The sequence below is a fragment of the Staphylococcus sp. HMSC62B09 genome, assembly GCF_001839115.1.
Taxonomy (GTDB): Bacteria; Bacillota; Bacilli; order Staphylococcales; family Staphylococcaceae; genus Staphylococcus; species Staphylococcus haemolyticus.
This window is the reverse complement of the sequence record NZ_KV840121.1, coordinates 136680-153580: the sequence shown is the minus strand read 5'-3', so window position 1 is coordinate 153580 and position 16901 is coordinate 136680. Positions and strand designations below refer to the sequence as shown.

The 16901-nt window shown below is 32.5% G+C and carries 21 protein-coding genes and 1 riboswitch; of the genes, 4 read left to right on the top strand and 17 right to left on the bottom strand.

Features of this window, described 5'->3' with window-relative positions; all coding sequences use genetic code 11:
* Positions 1-37: 37 nt before the first annotated feature.
* The 7 genes from HMPREF3265_RS04180 to sufC form a co-directional block, all read right to left on the bottom strand.
* On the bottom strand, positions 38-1111 hold the full coding sequence (locus tag HMPREF3265_RS04180; protein WP_011276298.1) for an NAD(P)H-dependent flavin oxidoreductase: 1074 nt from the start codon (positions 1109-1111) through the stop codon (positions 38-40).
* A gap of 294 nt (positions 1112-1405) precedes the next feature.
* On the bottom strand, positions 1406-2086 hold the full coding sequence (locus HMPREF3265_RS04175) for a hypothetical protein (RefSeq protein WP_070441417.1): 681 nt from the start codon (positions 2084-2086) through the stop codon (positions 1406-1408).
* Between the two features lie 201 nt (positions 2087-2287).
* Complete coding sequence (sufB, locus tag HMPREF3265_RS04170; protein WP_011276300.1) at positions 2288-3685, bottom strand: Fe-S cluster assembly protein SufB; 1398 nt, start codon at positions 3683-3685, stop codon at positions 2288-2290.
* Between the two features lie 179 nt (positions 3686-3864).
* Positions 3865-4326: a Fe-S cluster assembly sulfur transfer protein SufU gene (gene sufU, locus HMPREF3265_RS04165; protein WP_011276301.1), complete on the bottom strand. Its 462-nt coding sequence runs from the start codon at positions 4324-4326 to the stop codon at positions 3865-3867.
* Positions 4316-5566 (bottom strand): cysteine desulfurase, encoded by a 1251-nt coding sequence (locus tag HMPREF3265_RS04160; protein WP_176746618.1) that lies wholly within the window; start codon positions 5564-5566, stop codon positions 4316-4318. The genes sufU and HMPREF3265_RS04160 overlap by 11 nt, the downstream gene beginning before the upstream one ends.
* A 40-nt stretch (positions 5567-5606) precedes the next feature.
* Positions 5607-6914 (bottom strand): Fe-S cluster assembly protein SufD, encoded by a 1308-nt coding sequence (gene sufD, locus HMPREF3265_RS04155; protein ID WP_070861059.1) that lies wholly within the window; start codon positions 6912-6914, stop codon positions 5607-5609.
* A 177-nt stretch (positions 6915-7091) separates the two neighbouring features.
* Positions 7092-7853: a Fe-S cluster assembly ATPase SufC gene (gene sufC, locus HMPREF3265_RS04150; RefSeq protein WP_011276304.1), complete on the bottom strand. Its 762-nt coding sequence runs from the start codon at positions 7851-7853 to the stop codon at positions 7092-7094.
* A gap of 354 nt (positions 7854-8207) precedes the next feature.
* Between sufC and HMPREF3265_RS04145 the strand changes: the two genes are divergently transcribed.
* A complete protein-coding gene (locus HMPREF3265_RS04145; protein ID WP_070861058.1) occupies positions 8208-9059 on the top strand; it encodes a polyprenyl-phosphate transporter PopT in 852 nt (283 codons plus the stop codon).
* Positions 9060-9202: 143 nt separating this feature from the next.
* Here the strand turns inward: HMPREF3265_RS04145 and HMPREF3265_RS04140 are convergent, their stop codons facing one another.
* Entirely contained in the window at positions 9203-9397 is a 195-nt protein-coding gene (locus HMPREF3265_RS04140; RefSeq protein WP_070498112.1) for a CsbD family protein, read from the bottom strand.
* Positions 9398-9565: 168 nt separating this feature from the next.
* On the opposite strand from HMPREF3265_RS04140, the gene HMPREF3265_RS12560 reads away from it, so the two are divergent.
* Positions 9566-9730 (top strand): hypothetical protein, encoded by a 165-nt coding sequence (locus HMPREF3265_RS12560; RefSeq protein WP_016931019.1) that lies wholly within the window; start codon positions 9566-9568, stop codon positions 9728-9730.
* A gap of 47 nt (positions 9731-9777) precedes the next feature.
* On the opposite strand, the gene HMPREF3265_RS04135 is transcribed toward HMPREF3265_RS12560, so the two are convergent.
* From HMPREF3265_RS04135 to HMPREF3265_RS04105, 7 genes are all read right to left on the bottom strand, one after another.
* Positions 9778-10593: a MetQ/NlpA family ABC transporter substrate-binding protein gene (locus tag HMPREF3265_RS04135; RefSeq protein ID WP_011276309.1), complete on the bottom strand. Its 816-nt coding sequence runs from the start codon at positions 10591-10593 to the stop codon at positions 9778-9780.
* Between the two features lie 20 nt (positions 10594-10613).
* The gene (locus tag HMPREF3265_RS04130) at positions 10614-11309 is read right to left on the bottom strand and encodes a methionine ABC transporter permease (protein ID WP_011276310.1); all 696 of its coding nucleotides are present in this window, start codon (positions 11307-11309) and stop codon (positions 10614-10616) included.
* Complete coding sequence (locus HMPREF3265_RS04125) at positions 11302-12327, bottom strand: methionine ABC transporter ATP-binding protein (RefSeq protein ID WP_011276311.1); 1026 nt, start codon at positions 12325-12327, stop codon at positions 11302-11304. Before HMPREF3265_RS04125 ends, HMPREF3265_RS04130 begins: the two co-directional genes overlap by 8 nt.
* A gap of 84 nt (positions 12328-12411) precedes the next feature.
* Positions 12412-12517: riboswitch (SAM riboswitch) on the bottom strand.
* Positions 12518-12574: 57 nt separating this feature from the next.
* A complete protein-coding gene (locus tag HMPREF3265_RS04120; RefSeq protein ID WP_011276313.1) occupies positions 12575-12871 on the bottom strand; it encodes a thioredoxin family protein in 297 nt (98 codons plus the stop codon).
* Positions 12864-13250: a toprim domain-containing protein gene (locus tag HMPREF3265_RS04115; RefSeq protein ID WP_070861057.1), complete on the bottom strand. Its 387-nt coding sequence runs from the start codon at positions 13248-13250 to the stop codon at positions 12864-12866. The genes HMPREF3265_RS04120 and HMPREF3265_RS04115 overlap by 8 nt, the downstream gene beginning before the upstream one ends.
* 191 nt (positions 13251-13441) lie before the next feature.
* The gene (gene gcvH, locus HMPREF3265_RS04110; protein ID WP_011276315.1) at positions 13442-13822 is read right to left on the bottom strand and encodes a glycine cleavage system protein GcvH; all 381 of its coding nucleotides are present in this window, start codon (positions 13820-13822) and stop codon (positions 13442-13444) included.
* Positions 13823-13937: 115 nt separating this feature from the next.
* Positions 13938-14291 (bottom strand): arsenate reductase family protein, encoded by a 354-nt coding sequence (locus tag HMPREF3265_RS04105; RefSeq protein ID WP_011276316.1) that lies wholly within the window; start codon positions 14289-14291, stop codon positions 13938-13940.
* A 141-nt stretch (positions 14292-14432) separates the two neighbouring features.
* On the opposite strand from HMPREF3265_RS04105, the gene HMPREF3265_RS04100 reads away from it, so the two are divergent.
* On the top strand, positions 14433-14756 hold the full coding sequence (locus HMPREF3265_RS04100; protein ID WP_011276317.1) for a thioredoxin family protein: 324 nt from the start codon (positions 14433-14435) through the stop codon (positions 14754-14756).
* A gap of 170 nt (positions 14757-14926) precedes the next feature.
* On the opposite strand, the gene HMPREF3265_RS04095 is transcribed toward HMPREF3265_RS04100, so the two are convergent.
* A complete protein-coding gene (locus tag HMPREF3265_RS04095) occupies positions 14927-15466 on the bottom strand; it encodes a nitroreductase family protein (protein WP_070581524.1) in 540 nt (179 codons plus the stop codon).
* Between the two features lie 70 nt (positions 15467-15536).
* Positions 15537-16262, bottom strand: a complete 726-nt coding sequence (aroD, locus tag HMPREF3265_RS04090) for a type I 3-dehydroquinate dehydratase (protein WP_070861056.1) — start codon at positions 16260-16262, stop codon at positions 15537-15539.
* A 162-nt stretch (positions 16263-16424) separates the two neighbouring features.
* Between aroD and HMPREF3265_RS04085 the strand changes: the two genes are divergently transcribed.
* Positions 16425-16847 carry an organic hydroperoxide resistance protein gene (locus HMPREF3265_RS04085; RefSeq protein ID WP_016931015.1) on the top strand — a complete coding sequence of 141 codons (423 nt, stop codon included), beginning with the start codon at positions 16425-16427 and terminating at the stop codon, positions 16845-16847.
* Positions 16848-16901 lie beyond the last annotated feature (54 nt).

Here is a 16901-nt window from a genome sequence, read left to right as displayed (position 1 = left end):
ATGTTGCATTCTCATGCACACTCTATTTTTCTAAAAATCATCGAACAACCGTTAATAATGTTTTTACTTGTTCAACAAGTCGATCCATCAATTGATTGACATGTTGTGACGTAGCTAAACGTGGCGATTGACCACTCCACATATGCGTCCATTCACGATGCCCTGTGGAAGCGGCTGTCTTTCTAATAGAATTAGTTAGTTGATTTTGTACAGGATATGGCGGTATGTTCCCTTCGTATTGTTTCATCGTCTCTACAAATTCATTGTTGATACCGCGTGCTGATTTACCACTAAATACGTCAGTGACTATTGTATCAGTCTCTTTACTATGAAGCACTGCTTGTTTAACTAATTGATTTGCGCCACTTTCTTCAGTAGTTAAGAAAGCGGTTCCCATTTGTACACCTTGTGCACCTAGTATCTGACTAGCTAATATACCACGACCATCCATAACACCACCTGCAGCAACAACTGGTATCGATACATGATCAACTATCTGTGGTATTAAACTCATTGTTCCTATGAGCGGTTCACGCTGATTGTTGGTTGTTAAAAATGACCCCCTATGTCCACCTGCTTCACTGCCTTGAGCAACTACAATATCCATACCTGCATGCTCATTTGCAATTGCCTCATCTACAGTAGTAGCTGTACCAATTAAAGTAATTTTAGCACCTTTTAATTGTTCAATGATTTCTTTTGACGGGATACCAAAGGTGAAACAACATACTGGTACTCTATATTTAATCACAGTTTGAATTGCACTTTTAAATTGTTGTTCTTCAGAAATATTGACTACTGGCTCTTCAAGATTTAATGCCTTACGATAGGGTTTCAGCCAAGCATTCATATGTTCGACTTGTTCATTAGTGTATGATTGATGACTTGGTACAAACAAATTCACACCAAATGGTTGTGATGTTAATCCTTGCACTTTTTGAATTTCTTGCTCTAACTTTTTTGTAGTAAAGTAGCCCGCTCCAATACAGCCTAAACCACCTTTATTACTTACAGTTGCAACAAGTTCCGCAGTTGTACTACCAGCCATACCTGCTTGAATAATAGGATATTGAATATTTAAAGATTGCGTTAGTTGATTGTTATACCACATTTAAAATCACCTTTTCTTTATTTTAGGGTAATTACTATGCTTATTTCACTTAAATAATTATTCAAAGTATTCCCTACTCCCATTTTCAGTAAACTTTGCTAATTTTTGAAAAAATAAAAGCAAGGACTGAACTTATGTAAAGTTAGCCTTGCTTATAAAATGATGATTTTACAATAGTGCACTTGTTAAAAAGATAATTATTTAATTATGCAGACATCACATATTTATGTATTTCAAAAAGATATTTAAAATTAGGAAAGTTTCTAAATTTGATACTTATCTAATTATTAATTTTTAAATCGAAATCAAAAATAAAAATTGCCATAAACACAAAATCATTGGTCGAAATACTAGACCGGGAAATTTGCCTCTTTTATTCCATAACACTACGTCAACAATGAAATAAATGACAATTAAAAACGCTGAGATTAAAAACATAAAGCCTCCAAACCCTAACAAATTATCAGTAGTTTTGGTCAATTCTTGCGCCATCATCCATTCCTTACTATGTATAAATCTTACTTTAGCTGACCAAGCAACTATTAGAAAAGCAGCTCCAATTGAACCTGACCATGCAATTATATTAGCCGATTGCAATTCGTCTTTCATATCTTTCATTTCTTGCTTGGTAACTTTGTTAGTTTTACCGTGACCAGTTTTCACAAATTCTAATTTTGTTTTGAATGGCCGTTTTACCAAATAATGACTCGATAAATAACACATCAATAAAAAAGGAAGAAGTGTTACGACAAAAACCAAGTTGTAAGTATGAATATCTTCTCCTGTAAAATGTATTAACAATTCAAGTAATGATGAATAAATTAAGAATATTCCTAAATACCAAATCTTCTTTTTCTTTTGTATTTGTCTTAGACTGACCATTGCTATAAAGATTAAGCCAATTGAACCTAAAAATATAGCAAGATATTCAATAATGATAATCAACGAATACCATTTCGCATAAAAGTCAAACATTGTAAAGTCCTCTCACAACATGTATTTTGTTAAATCAATTACTTTTAAATATTATATAAAATTATATCATAATAAAAATAAACATTTAATATAAATAAGTGTTAACTATTTAGAGATAAAAAAGCACCAAAGCATTCACTTAGTTGGAACACTTTGGTACTTGTTATTGTTATTAAGAAAAAGTTGGTGATATAGGTTAAATTAACCGATAGAGCCTTCCATTTCGAATTTAATTAAACGGTTCATTTCTACTGCATATTCCATTGGTAATTCTTTAGTGAATGGTTCAATGAAGCCCATAACGATCATTTCTGTCGCTTCTTCTTCTGAAATACCACGGCTCATTAAGTAGAATAATTGTTCTTCTGATACTTTAGAAACTTTCGCTTCATGTTCTAATGAAATATTGTCATTGAATACTTCATTATAAGGAATAGTATCTGAAGTAGATTCGTTATCTAAAATTAAAGTATCACATTCAATATTAGAACGTGCACCTTTCGCTTTACGTCCGAAGTGAACGATACCACGATAGATAACTTTACCACCATTTTTAGAAATAGATTTAGATACGATTGTTGAAGATGTGTTTGGTGCTTTATGAATCATTTTAGCACCAGCATCTTGTACTTGACCTTTACCAGCAAAGGCGATAGATAATGTACTACCTTTCGCACCTTCACCTAAAAGAACACAGTTTGGATATTTCATCGTTAACTTAGAACCTAAGTTGCCGTCAACCCATTCCATGTTACCATTCTCATGAACAAACGTACGTTTTGTAACTAAGTTATAAACGTTGTTAGCCCAGTTTTGAATTGTAGTATAACGTACGTGTGCATCTTTATGAACGATGATTTCAACTACTGCTGAGTGTAATGAACTTGTTGTATAAACAGGTGCAGTACAACCTTCAACGTAGTTTACTGAAGCACCTTCATCAGCAATAATTAATGTACGTTCGAATTGACCCATGTTCTCTGAGTTAATACGGAAGTATGCTTGTAATGGTGTATCTAATTTAACATTCTTAGGTACATAGATGAATGAACCACCTGACCATACTGCTGAGTTTAATGCTGCGAATTTGTTATCAGCTGCTGGAACAACAGAAGCAAAGTATTCTTTAAATAGTTCTTCGTTTTCACGTAAAGCACTATCAGTATCTTTAAAGATGATACCTTTTTCTTCTAATTCTTTTTCCATATTATGATATACAACTTCTGATTCATATTGAGCAGAAACACCTGCTAAATATTTTTGTTCAGCTTCTGGAATACCTAATTTATCAAATGTACGTTTAATTTCTTCAGGCACCTCGTCCCATGAACGTTGAGTATGCTCTGAAGGTTTAACGTAGTATGTGATGTCATCAAAGTTTAATTCTGATAAATCGCCACCCCATTGAGGCATTGGCATTTTGTAGAATAATTTTAAAGCTTTTAATCTGAAGTCGAGCATCCATTCAGGCTCTTCCTTCATTTTTGAAATTTCTCTAACGATATTTTCTGTTAAACCACGTTCTGATCTGAAAATGGAAACATCCTCATCGTGGAAACCATATTTATAATCTCCAACATCAGGTGCTTTTTTAGCCATTTCAATCACTCCTTAAATATATTTAAAACGACGTGCGTGAGATTTTTAATATTCATTATTGTCTATTGCCATTGTAACAATATGCAACCTTCATAAAAAGTCAAAAGTGTAAAAAGTTAAAGTTGGACTTTAGAAATTGCTATCTATCATCACTATAAAGTTTCACATACGACTAAAGTTTACTCTTCTGTCGTACCTTCTGCTTTACCTTCCTTTTCAACTGTTCCTTTTTCAAGTGCTTTCCAGGCTAATGTTGCACACTTGATGCGTGCTGGGAATTGAGATACACCTTGTAGTGCTTCAATATCTCCCATTTCTTCAGTGATTTCATAGTCTTCACCAAGCATCATCTTAGTAAATTCTTGACTCATTTGCATTGCTTCACCTAGAGAATGACCTTTTACAGCTTCAGTCATCATAGATGCACTAGACATCGAAATAGAACAACCTTCTCCTTCGAATTTAGCATCATTAATAATGCCATTTTCAATATCAAACGTTAATCTGATACGGTCACCACAAGTAGGATTGTTCATGTCTACAGTCATTGAGCCATTGTCCAAAACGCCTTTATTTCTAGGATTCTTATAATGATCCATAATTACAGATCGATAAAGTTGATCTAAATTATTAAAATTCATAAGAGAAAAACTCCTTCGTTTGTTTCAATGCTTCAACAAGTTGGTCTACATCTTCTTTAGTATTGTATACATAGAAGCTTGCACGTGCAGTAGATGATACATTCAACCATTTCATTAACGGTTGTGCACAATGGTGTCCAGCTCTTACAGCAACACCTTCTGTATCTACTGCTGTAGCAACATCATGTGGATGGATATCAGCCAAATTAAATGTGATAACACCGGCACGACGTTCTTTTGGAGGACCATAAATTTCAAGTCCTTCAATAGATGACATTTGTTCATAGGCGTATTCTGTTAATGCTTTTTCATGTTCATGAATAGCATCAAAGCCTAATTTCTCAATGTAGCGAATGGCTTCACCTAATCCAATTGCTTGAGCGATAATAGGTGTACCAGCTTCAAATTTAGTAGGTAAATCTGCCCATGTAGCGTCATATTTACTTACAAAGTCAATCATATCTCCACCAAATTCAGCTGGTTCCATTTCTTTTAATAAATCACGTTTACCATATAACACACCGATGCCAGTAGGTCCTAACATTTTATGACCACTGAAACTGAAGAAATCAGCGTCTAAATCTTGAACATCTATTTTCATGTGAGGTGCTGATTGTGCACCATCGACACTAATAATTGCACCATGCTCATGGGCAAGTTTAGCAATTTCTTTGACATCATTAATTGTACCTAACACATTAGACACATGTGCTATTGCTACAATTTTAGTATTATCATTTATTGTCGCTTTAACATCCTCAAGTCTTAATTCACCCTCATCTGTCATTGGAATGAATTTTAATGAGGCATTTTTACGTTTAGCTAATTGTTGCCATGGAACAATATTGGCATGGTGTTCCATTTCAGTAACAACTATTTCGTCGCCTTCTTCAACATTGGCATCTCCGTAACTGCGCGCAACAATATTGATTGCTGCAGTTGTTCCTCTAGTAAAGATGACTTCTTCAAAGTATTTAGCGTTAATGAAACGTCTTACAGTCTCACGAGCACCTTCGTATCCGTCAGTAGCAAGTGAACCAAGTGTATGAACACCACGGTGTACATTTGAATTATAACGTTTATAATAATCATCCAATACGTTCAACACTTGAACAGGTGTTTGACTGGTAGCTGTAGAATCCAGGTATGCTAATCTTTTTCCATTAACTTTTTGATCTAATATTGGAAAATCTTTGATGATTTCCTCAACATTTAATGAAGTTTCGGCCACTTTTTTCACGACCTTTCTAATATTAAAAATCTCTTTTAGATTTATATGTTTATTTATTTACTTTAAGTTCAATTACTTCTCTTAATTGACGTTTAACGTCTTCAATTGGTAATTCACGCACTACAGGATCTAAGAAACCATGAATTACTAATCGTTCAGCTTCTTTTTGAGAAATACCACGACTCATTAAGTAGTAAAGTTGCTCAGGGTCAACTCGGCCAACAGACGCTGCGTGTCCTGCTTCTACATCATCTTCATCAATTAATAAGATTGGATTGGCATCGCCTCTTGCATTCTCAGAAAGCATTAAGACACGTGACTCTTGGTTAGCGATAGATTTTGTACCACCATGTTTAATATATCCAATACCATTAAATACAGATGATGCATTTTCACGCATAACACCGTGTTTTAAGATGTAACCATTAGTTTCTTTACCGTATTGAACAATTTTAGATGTTAAGTTGATTTTTTGGTCACCTGTACCGATAACAACTGATTTAAGTTCACTTGTTGAACGGTCACCAATTAAATTAGTTGTATTATCAATGATTTGATTACCTTCATTCATTAGACCTAATGCCCAATTGATTGATGCATCTGCAACAGTAGTACCACGACGAATGATATGACCAGTAAATCCTTTATCTAAATAGTCAACTGAGCCATAAGTGATATTTGAATTAGCACCGGCAATAACTTCTGAAACAATATTTAATTGGTTACCTTCACCACTTGCAGTTGATAAATAGTTCTCAACATACGTTACTTCAGCGCTTTCCTCAGTAACAATGATCACGTGGTTAAAGAAACTAGCATTATTATCATCATGTAACACAACATATTGAATTGGATCTTCAACAACTACATTTTTAGGCACATAAACAAACACGCCACCATTAATTAAAGCTGTATGCAATGCAGTTAAACGATGTTCATCAACACTCACTGCATCTGTCATTAAATATTTTTGAACTAACTCCCCGTGATTAATTAAAGCTTCTGATAATCCTTCAATTATCACACCATTTTTTTGTGCTTGATCTGATACTTGAGTATAAGCTAAAGCATTATTATGTTGAACAACTAAATTTTTAGTGTTTTCAACGTCTATAATTTTTTTAATAGCTTCTGGAAGCTCTGATAAATTACTGAAAGATTGACCTTTAACTTCATGTTGTTTAAATGAATCAAAGTCCCATTTTCTTAATTTAGTTTTATCTGGTTTTGGCATTTCTAAAGTTTCTGTTAATTTCAACGCTTTTTGACGTAACTCAGTCATCCAAGAAGGTTCATTGTGCGCTTTAGAATAATCAACAAGTTGTTCCTCAGAAATGTTTAAAGTTTCAGTTGTCATAACTCTCTTTTCCTCCTACTTGATGAAAAATTTTAGCGACTGTAGATATTTCGTATACTTAAATGATTAAGTTTATACGATGTCTAAGTCTCACATATTTAATCGTTGATATTAATGCAATGTTTCACATTAACACCATGTTTCTAGTTTCATCATTTAAAATAAACGATTGCTAGATTATTCTTTAGCACCGAATTCTTCTTTAACCCATTCATAACCTTCTTCTTCAAGACGTTTAGCTAGTTCAGGACCTCCTGATTTAACTACTTTACCACCGTACATAACATGTACTTTGTCTGGTGTGATGTAGTTTAATAAACGTTGATAGTGTGTAATCATTAAAGCACCAAATTCTTCGCCACGCATTTCGTTGATACCTTTAGATACAACTTTTAATGCGTCAATGTCTAAACCTGAGTCGATTTCATCTAGGATGGCAAATTTTGGTTCTAACATCATTAATTGTAAGATTTCGTTACGTTTTTTCTCACCGCCAGAGAAACCTTCATTTAAGTAACGTTGTGCCATATCTTTATCGATATCTAAGAAATCCATTTCTTTATCTAATTTTTTGATAAATTGCATTAAGTTGATTTCTTGTCCTTCTTCACGTTTCGCGTTAATAGCTGAACGCATGAAGTCAGCATTTGTCACACCAGTAATTTCTGATGGATATTGCATTGCTAAGAACAGACCAGCTTTTGCTCTTTCATCAACTTCTAATTCTAAAATATTAACGCCATCTAGTAACACTTCACCTTGAGTTACTTCGTATGATGGATGTCCCATAATCGCTGATGATAATGTTGATTTACCAGTACCATTTGGTCCCATAATTGCATGTATTTCACCTGTATTAATAGTTAAATTAACACCTTTTAAAATTTCTTTATCTTCAATAGACACATGTAGGTCTTTAATTTCTAATGTTGATGACATTTATATTCCCTCCGTAAAATATAAAGTTTTCTTAACTAGTTTATAATAATTTTAATTTGTAGTCAAAAAGACTTTGTGTACTTTAATACACTTCATTATAACGTAAATAGCCCTTAATATAAACTTATTAAAACTCTAAATTATAGTGATTATCTATCTAAAATAATTTTTATTTGATACTCAATTTTTTCTCGCAACTGATAATCAAAGGCTTATTGTTCTCAATAGAAATATTTCCGACACAAATGTTATTAATTTAGCGCGATTTTTATAAAAATTATATTTTTACAAACTGAATATTTTATAATTATTCAAAATTCTGTTATGATGCTATTTAATTGAAAGGAGACATTCATGCAAAATTTTAAATGGATAAATATATTAAAAGGGTTTGGTATGGGAACAAGCGATTTAGTTCCTGGAATAAGTGGAGGAACCATTGCCTTACTATTAGGCATATATGATGGATTCATTTCTTCAATTAGTGGCTTATTCTCAAAACGATTTTGGCCTAGTTTAAAGTTTTTATTTCCTATTTTAATAGGTATGGCTTTAGCTATCGGTATATTAAGTAATCTAATCAATTATTTATTAGAACATCACCAAGTAATTACAATGTTCTTCTTTACCGGTTTAATTATTGGTATCATCCCTTATTTACTAAGAACTGTGAAATTTAATAAAACGTTTAAAGCAAAACATTATAGCATTATGGTAGTAGGCATTATCATTTTAGTAGTAATTACATTAATGAATTCAGGTAATCAAAGTGCTGATACATCACTAGATTTATCATTCGGTCTTATTATTAAATATTTCTTAGCTGGTGCGTGTGCTTCAAGCGCAATGTTATTACCTGGTATTTCCGGATCGTTTATGCTACTAGTATTTGGTGCTTATGGAACAATTATGTTAGCCATTGCTGATTTAGTTAAATTGAATTTCGATGGCCTACCATTATTAATTGTTGTAGGATTAGGTGTGTTAGCAGGGTTTTTATTATCAAGTCGTATTATTAAATACTTCTTACATCATCATTTCTATACCACATTCGCATTAATAACTGGATTCGTTATCGGCTCCATATATGCTGTATTCCCTGGTCTTCCTCAAACTGGTATTGAGTGGACACTTTCAATCATCACTTTAATCATTGGATTTGCAGCTAGTTATTGGATTGGTCAAATTACTGATGATAATGTGTAATTAATTTTAAAATATTATATAAATATTTATAATGAAACGGACCCATAAGGTTAATCTAATGGGCCCGTTTTTCTGTTAAATTAAAATTCATTTTAAATTGAAAGCGCAAGTGCTGAGCACTTACGCTTTATGATATAGACAAATTATTTGTTATCGTTATTACCTTTTACTTTATCGATAAGGTCGTTAGCTTTATTTTTAACGTTTTCAACTGCTTCTTTGGCTTTACCAGAAGCTTTATCGTTTTGACCTTCTTTTTCTAAATCTTTATTGTCAGTTGCGTTACCAACAGTTTCTTTTAAGCTACCTTTTGCTTGTTCAAATTTATCTTCAGCCATTTAAAATTCCTCCTTGATTGTCTGTATCTTCACTTAATGATTAAATACCCCTATAATCTTATCATTAAACACCTTATTCATAAATTTTATATATTATAGAATATTTTCATTCTATTGAATAATTCTTATATAATGACACTGTAACAATAAAATTAAAGGGGGTATATGATGAAATTTATTAATTTTACCGCTATGACTGAAAGTGGTTTAACTAAAAAAGTAAATCGCTTTTTAGAGGAGAACCCGTATATCGAAGTTATTAAATTTGATTATACAATGGGATCTGGTGGACAAGGCGTCGGTATATTGTATAAGGACAGAAAATCTTTCTAAATAATAGAAACTCCGTAATCAAAATGGTTACGGAGTTTCTTTCATTATTATTTCGCTGGTACAACTGCACCTTTATATTTGTCTTTAATGAAATCTTGGATTTCTTTAGATTGTAACACTTCAATTAAAGCTTTAATTTTTTCATCATCTTTATGTCCTTTTTGAACTGCGATTAAGTTAGCATAAGGGTTGTTATTTGGTTTTTCAATAGCAATTGAATCTTTTTGAGGGCTTAAGCCTTGATCAATCGCATAGTTAGAGTTGATGATTGCAGCATCTACATCTTCATTTTGATAGATTTTTGGAAGATATTCTGCTGATTGTTTACTGTTGAATTTAATGTCTTTTTTGTTTTCAGTGATATCTTCGAATTTAGCATCTTCGATTTTTACACCTTTTTTAATTTTAATTAATCCTTCATCAACAAAGAATTTTAAGAAACGTCCTTGTTCAGCTGGGTTATTTGATACATAAACTGTTGCACCTTTAGGAAGGTCTTTTAAACTTTTATATTTTTTAGAGTAAACAGCCATTGGTTCTAAGTGAACTTTACCTGCGTCTTCAATTTTGTATCCTTTTTCTTTACTTTCAGTTTTTAAATAAGGTACATGTTGGAAATAGTTAGCATCCAATTCACCTTTATCTAATAATTTGTTTGGCGTAGTGTAATCATTAATTGTTTTAATTTCTAAGTCATAGCCTTTCTTTTTAAGTAAAGGTTTAGCCTTTTCAAGAATTTCAGCGTGAGGTGCTGGAGATGCGCCTACAACAATTTTTTTATCTTTATCCCCACTACCATTACCACAAGCTGCTAAAACGACTGTTAATGTTAATACTAAAAATAAGCTTAAAAGTTTTTTCATTGAATCATTCCTCTTTTCTTTTAGCGTTTGTCAATTTTATTTGTAATCCAATCCCCAATAAATTGAATTATAAATACGATAATTAAAATAAATACAGTTGAAACTAAAATGACATCGTTTTGGTTACGAGTGAAACCTGTTAAGTAAGCTAAGTTACCTAAACCACCTGCACCAATTACACCTGCAATTGCAGTAGAACCAACTAATGCGATTGCTGTTACAGTAATACCTGAAACTAGTGCTGGCATTGCCTCAGGTAGTAATACTTTTCGGACAACTGTCCAAGTACTAGCTCCCATTGACCAAGCCGCTTCGATAACACCTTTATCTATTTCTTTGAAGGCAATTTCTACTAATCTTGCATAGAATGGTGCTGCACCAATAACTAGAGCTGGTAAGGCACCAGTTGGACCACTTATTGTTCCAAGGATCACACTTGTAAATGGAATTAATAACAAGATTAAAATGATAAATGGAATCGCTCGGAATAAGTTAACAATAAATGAAACGATGCTATAAAAGACTCTAGCACCTTTAGAATTACTCTTAGCTGATAAGAATAATAATACTCCTAAAATCAATCCAAAAATAAATGCGAAAATAGTTGAAACTACAGTCATATATAATGTTTCATAAATGGCTTGCCATACTTCAGGCCATTGGACGTTAGGCATTGTAATCATCTCTTTAAAAATATCACCATAAGATTTATCCATGCTTAACCACCTCCACATTTACATGTTGCTGATGTAAATCTTCTTTAAATGTCTCAAACTCTGTTTCAGCAATATGTGGAATATGAACCACCAAGAACCCGACAGAACCACCACGGGTATTTTTTATGTTTGCTTCAAGAATATTTATATCAATGTTATGCGTTTTACTTATGTAAGATACAACTGGTTCAGTCGTATTACCACCATTGAAATTAAGTCTAACAATGTATGCATCTGAATCTAATGGTTCTAGATGTTTGATTGATTCTTCAAAATCATCATCCAAATCATCTTTCACAAATCGTCTTGTAACTTCATGTTGTGGATTTTCAAATACTTGCGTTACTTTACCTTGCTCAATTACACGTCCACTTTCCATAACGGCTACTTCATCACAAACACGTCTGATAACATGCATTTCATGAGTGATAATCACGATTGTAAGGTTTTCACGTTCTTTAATTTTTAGCAGTAGGTCTAAAATCTCATCTGTTGTTTGTGGATCTAATGCGCTTGTAGCTTCGTCACATAAGAGGACGTCAGGTTCATTAGCCAAAGCTCTTGCAATACCCACACGTTGTTTCTGCCCACCTGATAATTCTGATGGATAAGCATTTTCTCTGCCATTTAAACCAACAAGGTCAATTAATTCTTTCGCCCTTTCATTTGCTTTGGTTTTAGAATACCCTGCAATTTCTAAAGGGAACGTGATATTTCGAAGTACTGTTCGTGACCATAATAAATTAAAGTGTTGGAATACCATACTTACTTTTTGTCGTTTTCTTCTTAATTCTGCTTTTGAAAGTTTGTTAATATTATCGCCATCTATAATAATATCGCCAGAAGTAGGTTCTTCTAAATTATTGAACATTCTGATTAACGTACTTTTACCAGCACCAGAGAATCCGATAACTCCGAAAATAGAGCCCGTTTCTATATTTAAGTTAACGTTATCAACTGCTAGTACATCTTTATCTTTAGTGTGATAACGTTTTACAACTTGATTTAACTCAATCACGTTTAGTGCCTCCTTAAAAATCATTATGTAATTAAAAAATGCTTTCTCACTTTAGCAAAGTTGAGAAAGCATTGATTCATCTTTCTCTCATCTTCTAAAGTAATCAACTTTATGTGAATTGGCACCATTTCTATAACTAGACGGTTGCCGGGCTTCATAGGGCACATCCCTCCACCTCTCTTGATAAGAATTTTCGCACTATTTAATTAATTTATATCCTACCATTGCACTATAATTTCGTCAATAATTATTTTAACTTTTCTAACAAATAAGGAACAGATTGAAAAGCATAGATTCTATCTATTTCTATATCTTTATTCATTACTATTAGAACAGGAACTGACATAATTTTGTTACGCTCACTATATTTAGGATGGTAATTCAAATCGATTTTTTTAACGGGTAATTGTAGTATTTCATTCGCAATATCTAGCATTCGCTCTGACATTTTACAAGTACCACACATCGGTGTGTATCCAAAAATTAGATGTTTTTCTTTATTAAAATTCTCACAAATATCTTCTATTTCTACAGATTTACTCATGCATGATTACTAACCTTTCAGTCGTTAAATTAGGAATTAGACGTTTCTCTTTACGAACTGTAAAACCATGTTTACTCATTACATGCGCAAGATAGTTCTTTGGGCATCTAGCTACCTCACAAAATGTTTTATCCACATAGATATGTTCACATTCGCTAAGATGACGTTTAAACCATTTTCTTATCTTTTCACCTTCGTCATCTGAGTCTGCTAGAACAAAGACTTGCTTATCATATAATGTTTCAATCATGTCATCTAATTTATCAATACTCATTGTACCATGCGTACAAATAATATTTATAGGTTCAGCGATGACTTGTTGTACTCTCTTCTTATCAGATTTGCCTTCAACAATAATAACTTTATTTAAAATTGCCATGATAATCCACCTTCTAAGTCGATAATAAACAATCAGTTACTTTTTCACAGAACGCTAATAGATTAAACATTATTTACGATTACTTAACATTTTATATCAACAAAGTATAAATTTTAAAATTTGTTGATTATTATTTACAAAAAATAGGCAAAATAAAAACTCCATGACCGCAATCAAGGAGTTTAAATTAATTATTCACCAATCATTTCTTTGTATTGATCAGCTGATAATAAATCATCTAATTGGCTTTCATCGCTAAGTTCAACTTTAACCATCCATGCTTTCTCATATGGTGATTCGTTAACAAACTCAGGACTATCTTCTAATTCTTCATTTGATTCAACAACTTTACCAGATACTGGCGCATATAATTCAGAAACAGTTTTAACTGATTCTACACTACCAAAAGTATCCCCTTCGTTGATTTCGTCATCAACTTCTGGTAATTCAACGAATACGATATCACCTAATTCACCTTGTGCGTATTCAGTAATACCAATTGTTACTGTGTTGCCTTCAACTTTTACCCATTCATGTTCTTTAGAATATTTTAATTCGCTCGGTACTGCCACGAGAATCCCCTCCTAAAATTAATTACAATTTAATGATGCCATACCGTAAGTTTTCATTCAACTATTAAAACAAAAAGTTACAATAATTTATATAATTAGAATTTGTAATTTTAAACTATAACCAAATTTCTTTGTATTGATCTTCTTTAAATCCTAATGTGATATTATCTCCAGCAATAGCTAATGGTCGTTTAACTAACATGCCATCTGAAGCTAATAAATTTAATTTTTCATCAGTTGATAAATCTTTTAATTTATCTTTTAACCCTAGTTCTTTATATTTAGCACCATGGGTATTAAATAATTTATTAACCTCTACACCTGTTTTATCGATAATTTCTTCAAACTCTTTTTTAGTTGGTGTGTGTTGTACAATATCAATTGGTTCGTAACTTACGCCATGTGTATCTAAAAATTTTGCGGCTTTTTTACAAGTTGTGCAATTTGAATATTGATAAAATTTAATCATTCAGATGTAACCTCCTATTCTGTCTTAATTTAAATATATCAGATAATCTATGTAAACGCTCTATATTTTAAGCTTAATTTTTCAATTAAAGGAAATTATTCGTTATAATACATTTAGTAATTATCTAAAGGAGCGTTTATTATGCAAAGTATTAATACAACTGATGCGTTTAAATCAACAATTGAAAGCGATAAACCAGTTATCGTAAAATTTGAAGCTGGTTGGTGTCCTGATTGTAAATCTATGGACATGTGGATTGATCCAATCGTCGAAAAATATAATGACTATGATTGGTATACTGTTAACCGTGATGAACTCGAAGATGTAGCTGCAGATAATGATGTAATGGGTATTCCTAGCTTATTAGTATTTGAAAATGGCAATAAACTTGCGCATTTACACTCTGCTAATGCTAAATCACCTGAACAAGTAGAATCATTCTTATCAGAAACATTTAATAAATAGGATATAGAATAGTTATCTAATTTGAAAAATTAATTTGATGATACTATTCTGGCATAGATGACTAGAACTGAATAAAGTTTGTTATAGATGCTTTCTCAGTTCTGTTAGCTATGCCCGTGTAATAATAAAGACGGTTGAGACATTTATTTGTCCAGCCGTCTTTATTAATTCTAGTATTTTGAAATTAAATGTTTGTTTTTACGCAGTGCTTTTGGTGGCACTTCTTCTAAATCTGTTAGGTAAAGGAAACCTGCAATGACTTCATCTCCATGAACGCCAAATACCTTACGAACTTTTGGTTCAAAAATGTATGGTGGTGTCTTCCAACATGTACCAATTCCTTGTTCATGTAATAGCAGCATTAAGTTTTGAGCATACGCACCCATTGCAAAAAAGTTTTCACGATTTTGTCGTTGTCTTGGGTCAGTTTTAAGTACTAACACTAACATACCACCAAGATTAGTCACATTATTATAATGATCTTCTTGTTTCTCAGGATGATTTGGAAATGCAAAATGCGTTACATCTCTGCTCATTTCACCTAATCTATCTTTGGCTATATGGATAATTCTCCATGGTTCTCGCATGCCATGGTTTGGAGCATCTGCAGCTTTTTCAATCGCTTGATAAAGCTTATCATCATCTATTGTCATATCATGTTTGAATTTCTTTATACTTCTTCTTGAAGCAATTGCCTCTTGTAATTCCACAATTATCGCTCCTTATTGTTGATAACTCTTCTCAATTATAAAACCTTTACCTCTTAATTTCAAATGTATTTTAATGATTACTATAAAATAATAGTTGTTGTTTTAAAGTTTTAACATGTATTTGTCCAGGCGCTTGGGGCTCACCTAAACATCCATAGGATACAGTGCCTCCAAACACACCTTGAGCTGTTCTACTAACTAAGCCAACACTAGACATAGAAATACCAATCACCTTAGCATCAAGAGTGTCGGCACTTGTTGCTACCGCTTCAAGCAATGTAGCTACGTCTTCTTTGTCTTGTGGCATGACAGCTATTTTGACATAATCAGGGTTTAATTGATTCATTTTATAATATGTGAATTTTAAAATATCTATATCAGGTGTTTCTTGAAAATTATGATAAGATACAACAACTTGTTTATTATATCGATGTGCTAGATCAATTAAATCACGATGCGTGAAAACATCAAGATCACTATCCCATTCAATATCGATCATTTGGCAATGATGATTTTTAATAATTTCTTTTAATAATGTCATGTATGCTTCATATGTCATTTCACCTTTACCGCCTTGTGAGACCGTGCGATACGTTACCAAGACGTTAGCGTTTATATTTAATTCTTGTAGTTGTTCTAAATTGGATTTAAGCAATTCAAGATGTCGACTTTCCCATTGGTCAATTCGTAATTCGATTATATCAATATCATTACTATATTCTTTGATATTATTTATTGTTAATGTATCCAGTAATTGATTGGGAGCAACTGTGGCAGCCACTTCAACATTCGTCATAATGATCCCTTCTTCCTCAATTTAACTTGTATTTATTTTAAACTATTGGCCGTCTCTCTCCAACCTTGAGTAACTTACTTTTCAATAAAATTAATATTCAATGATTTAAAATTATGTAAATGGGTAAATAATAAATGCATACAAATTTAGGAGGTAATAATAATGGCAGTTCAATATGAAACAAAAGCTACTAACGTTGGTGGACGTAAAGGACATGTAAACACTGACGATAATGCAATAAACGTAGATGTATTACCACCACAACAAGCGGACGGAAACGCAACTAACCCTGAGCAATTATTTGCTGCTGGTTACGCTTCATGTTTCAATGGTGCGTTCGATCTTATTTTAAAACAAAATAAAGTACGTGACGCTGAACCAGAAGTTACTTTAACTGTTCGCCTTGAAGACGATCCTGATGCGGAAAGCCCAAAATTAAGCGTAGCGATTGATGCTAAAGTTAAAAATGTATTGTCTCAAGAAGACGCTGAAAAATATTTACAAGATGCACACGAATTCTGCCCATATTCTAAAGCAACTCGTGGTAACATCGATGTTGATTTAAATGTTCAAGTAGTAGATTAAATTTATATATAAAATAAATATGTGATTATTTTTAATCATATACTAATTATTAGA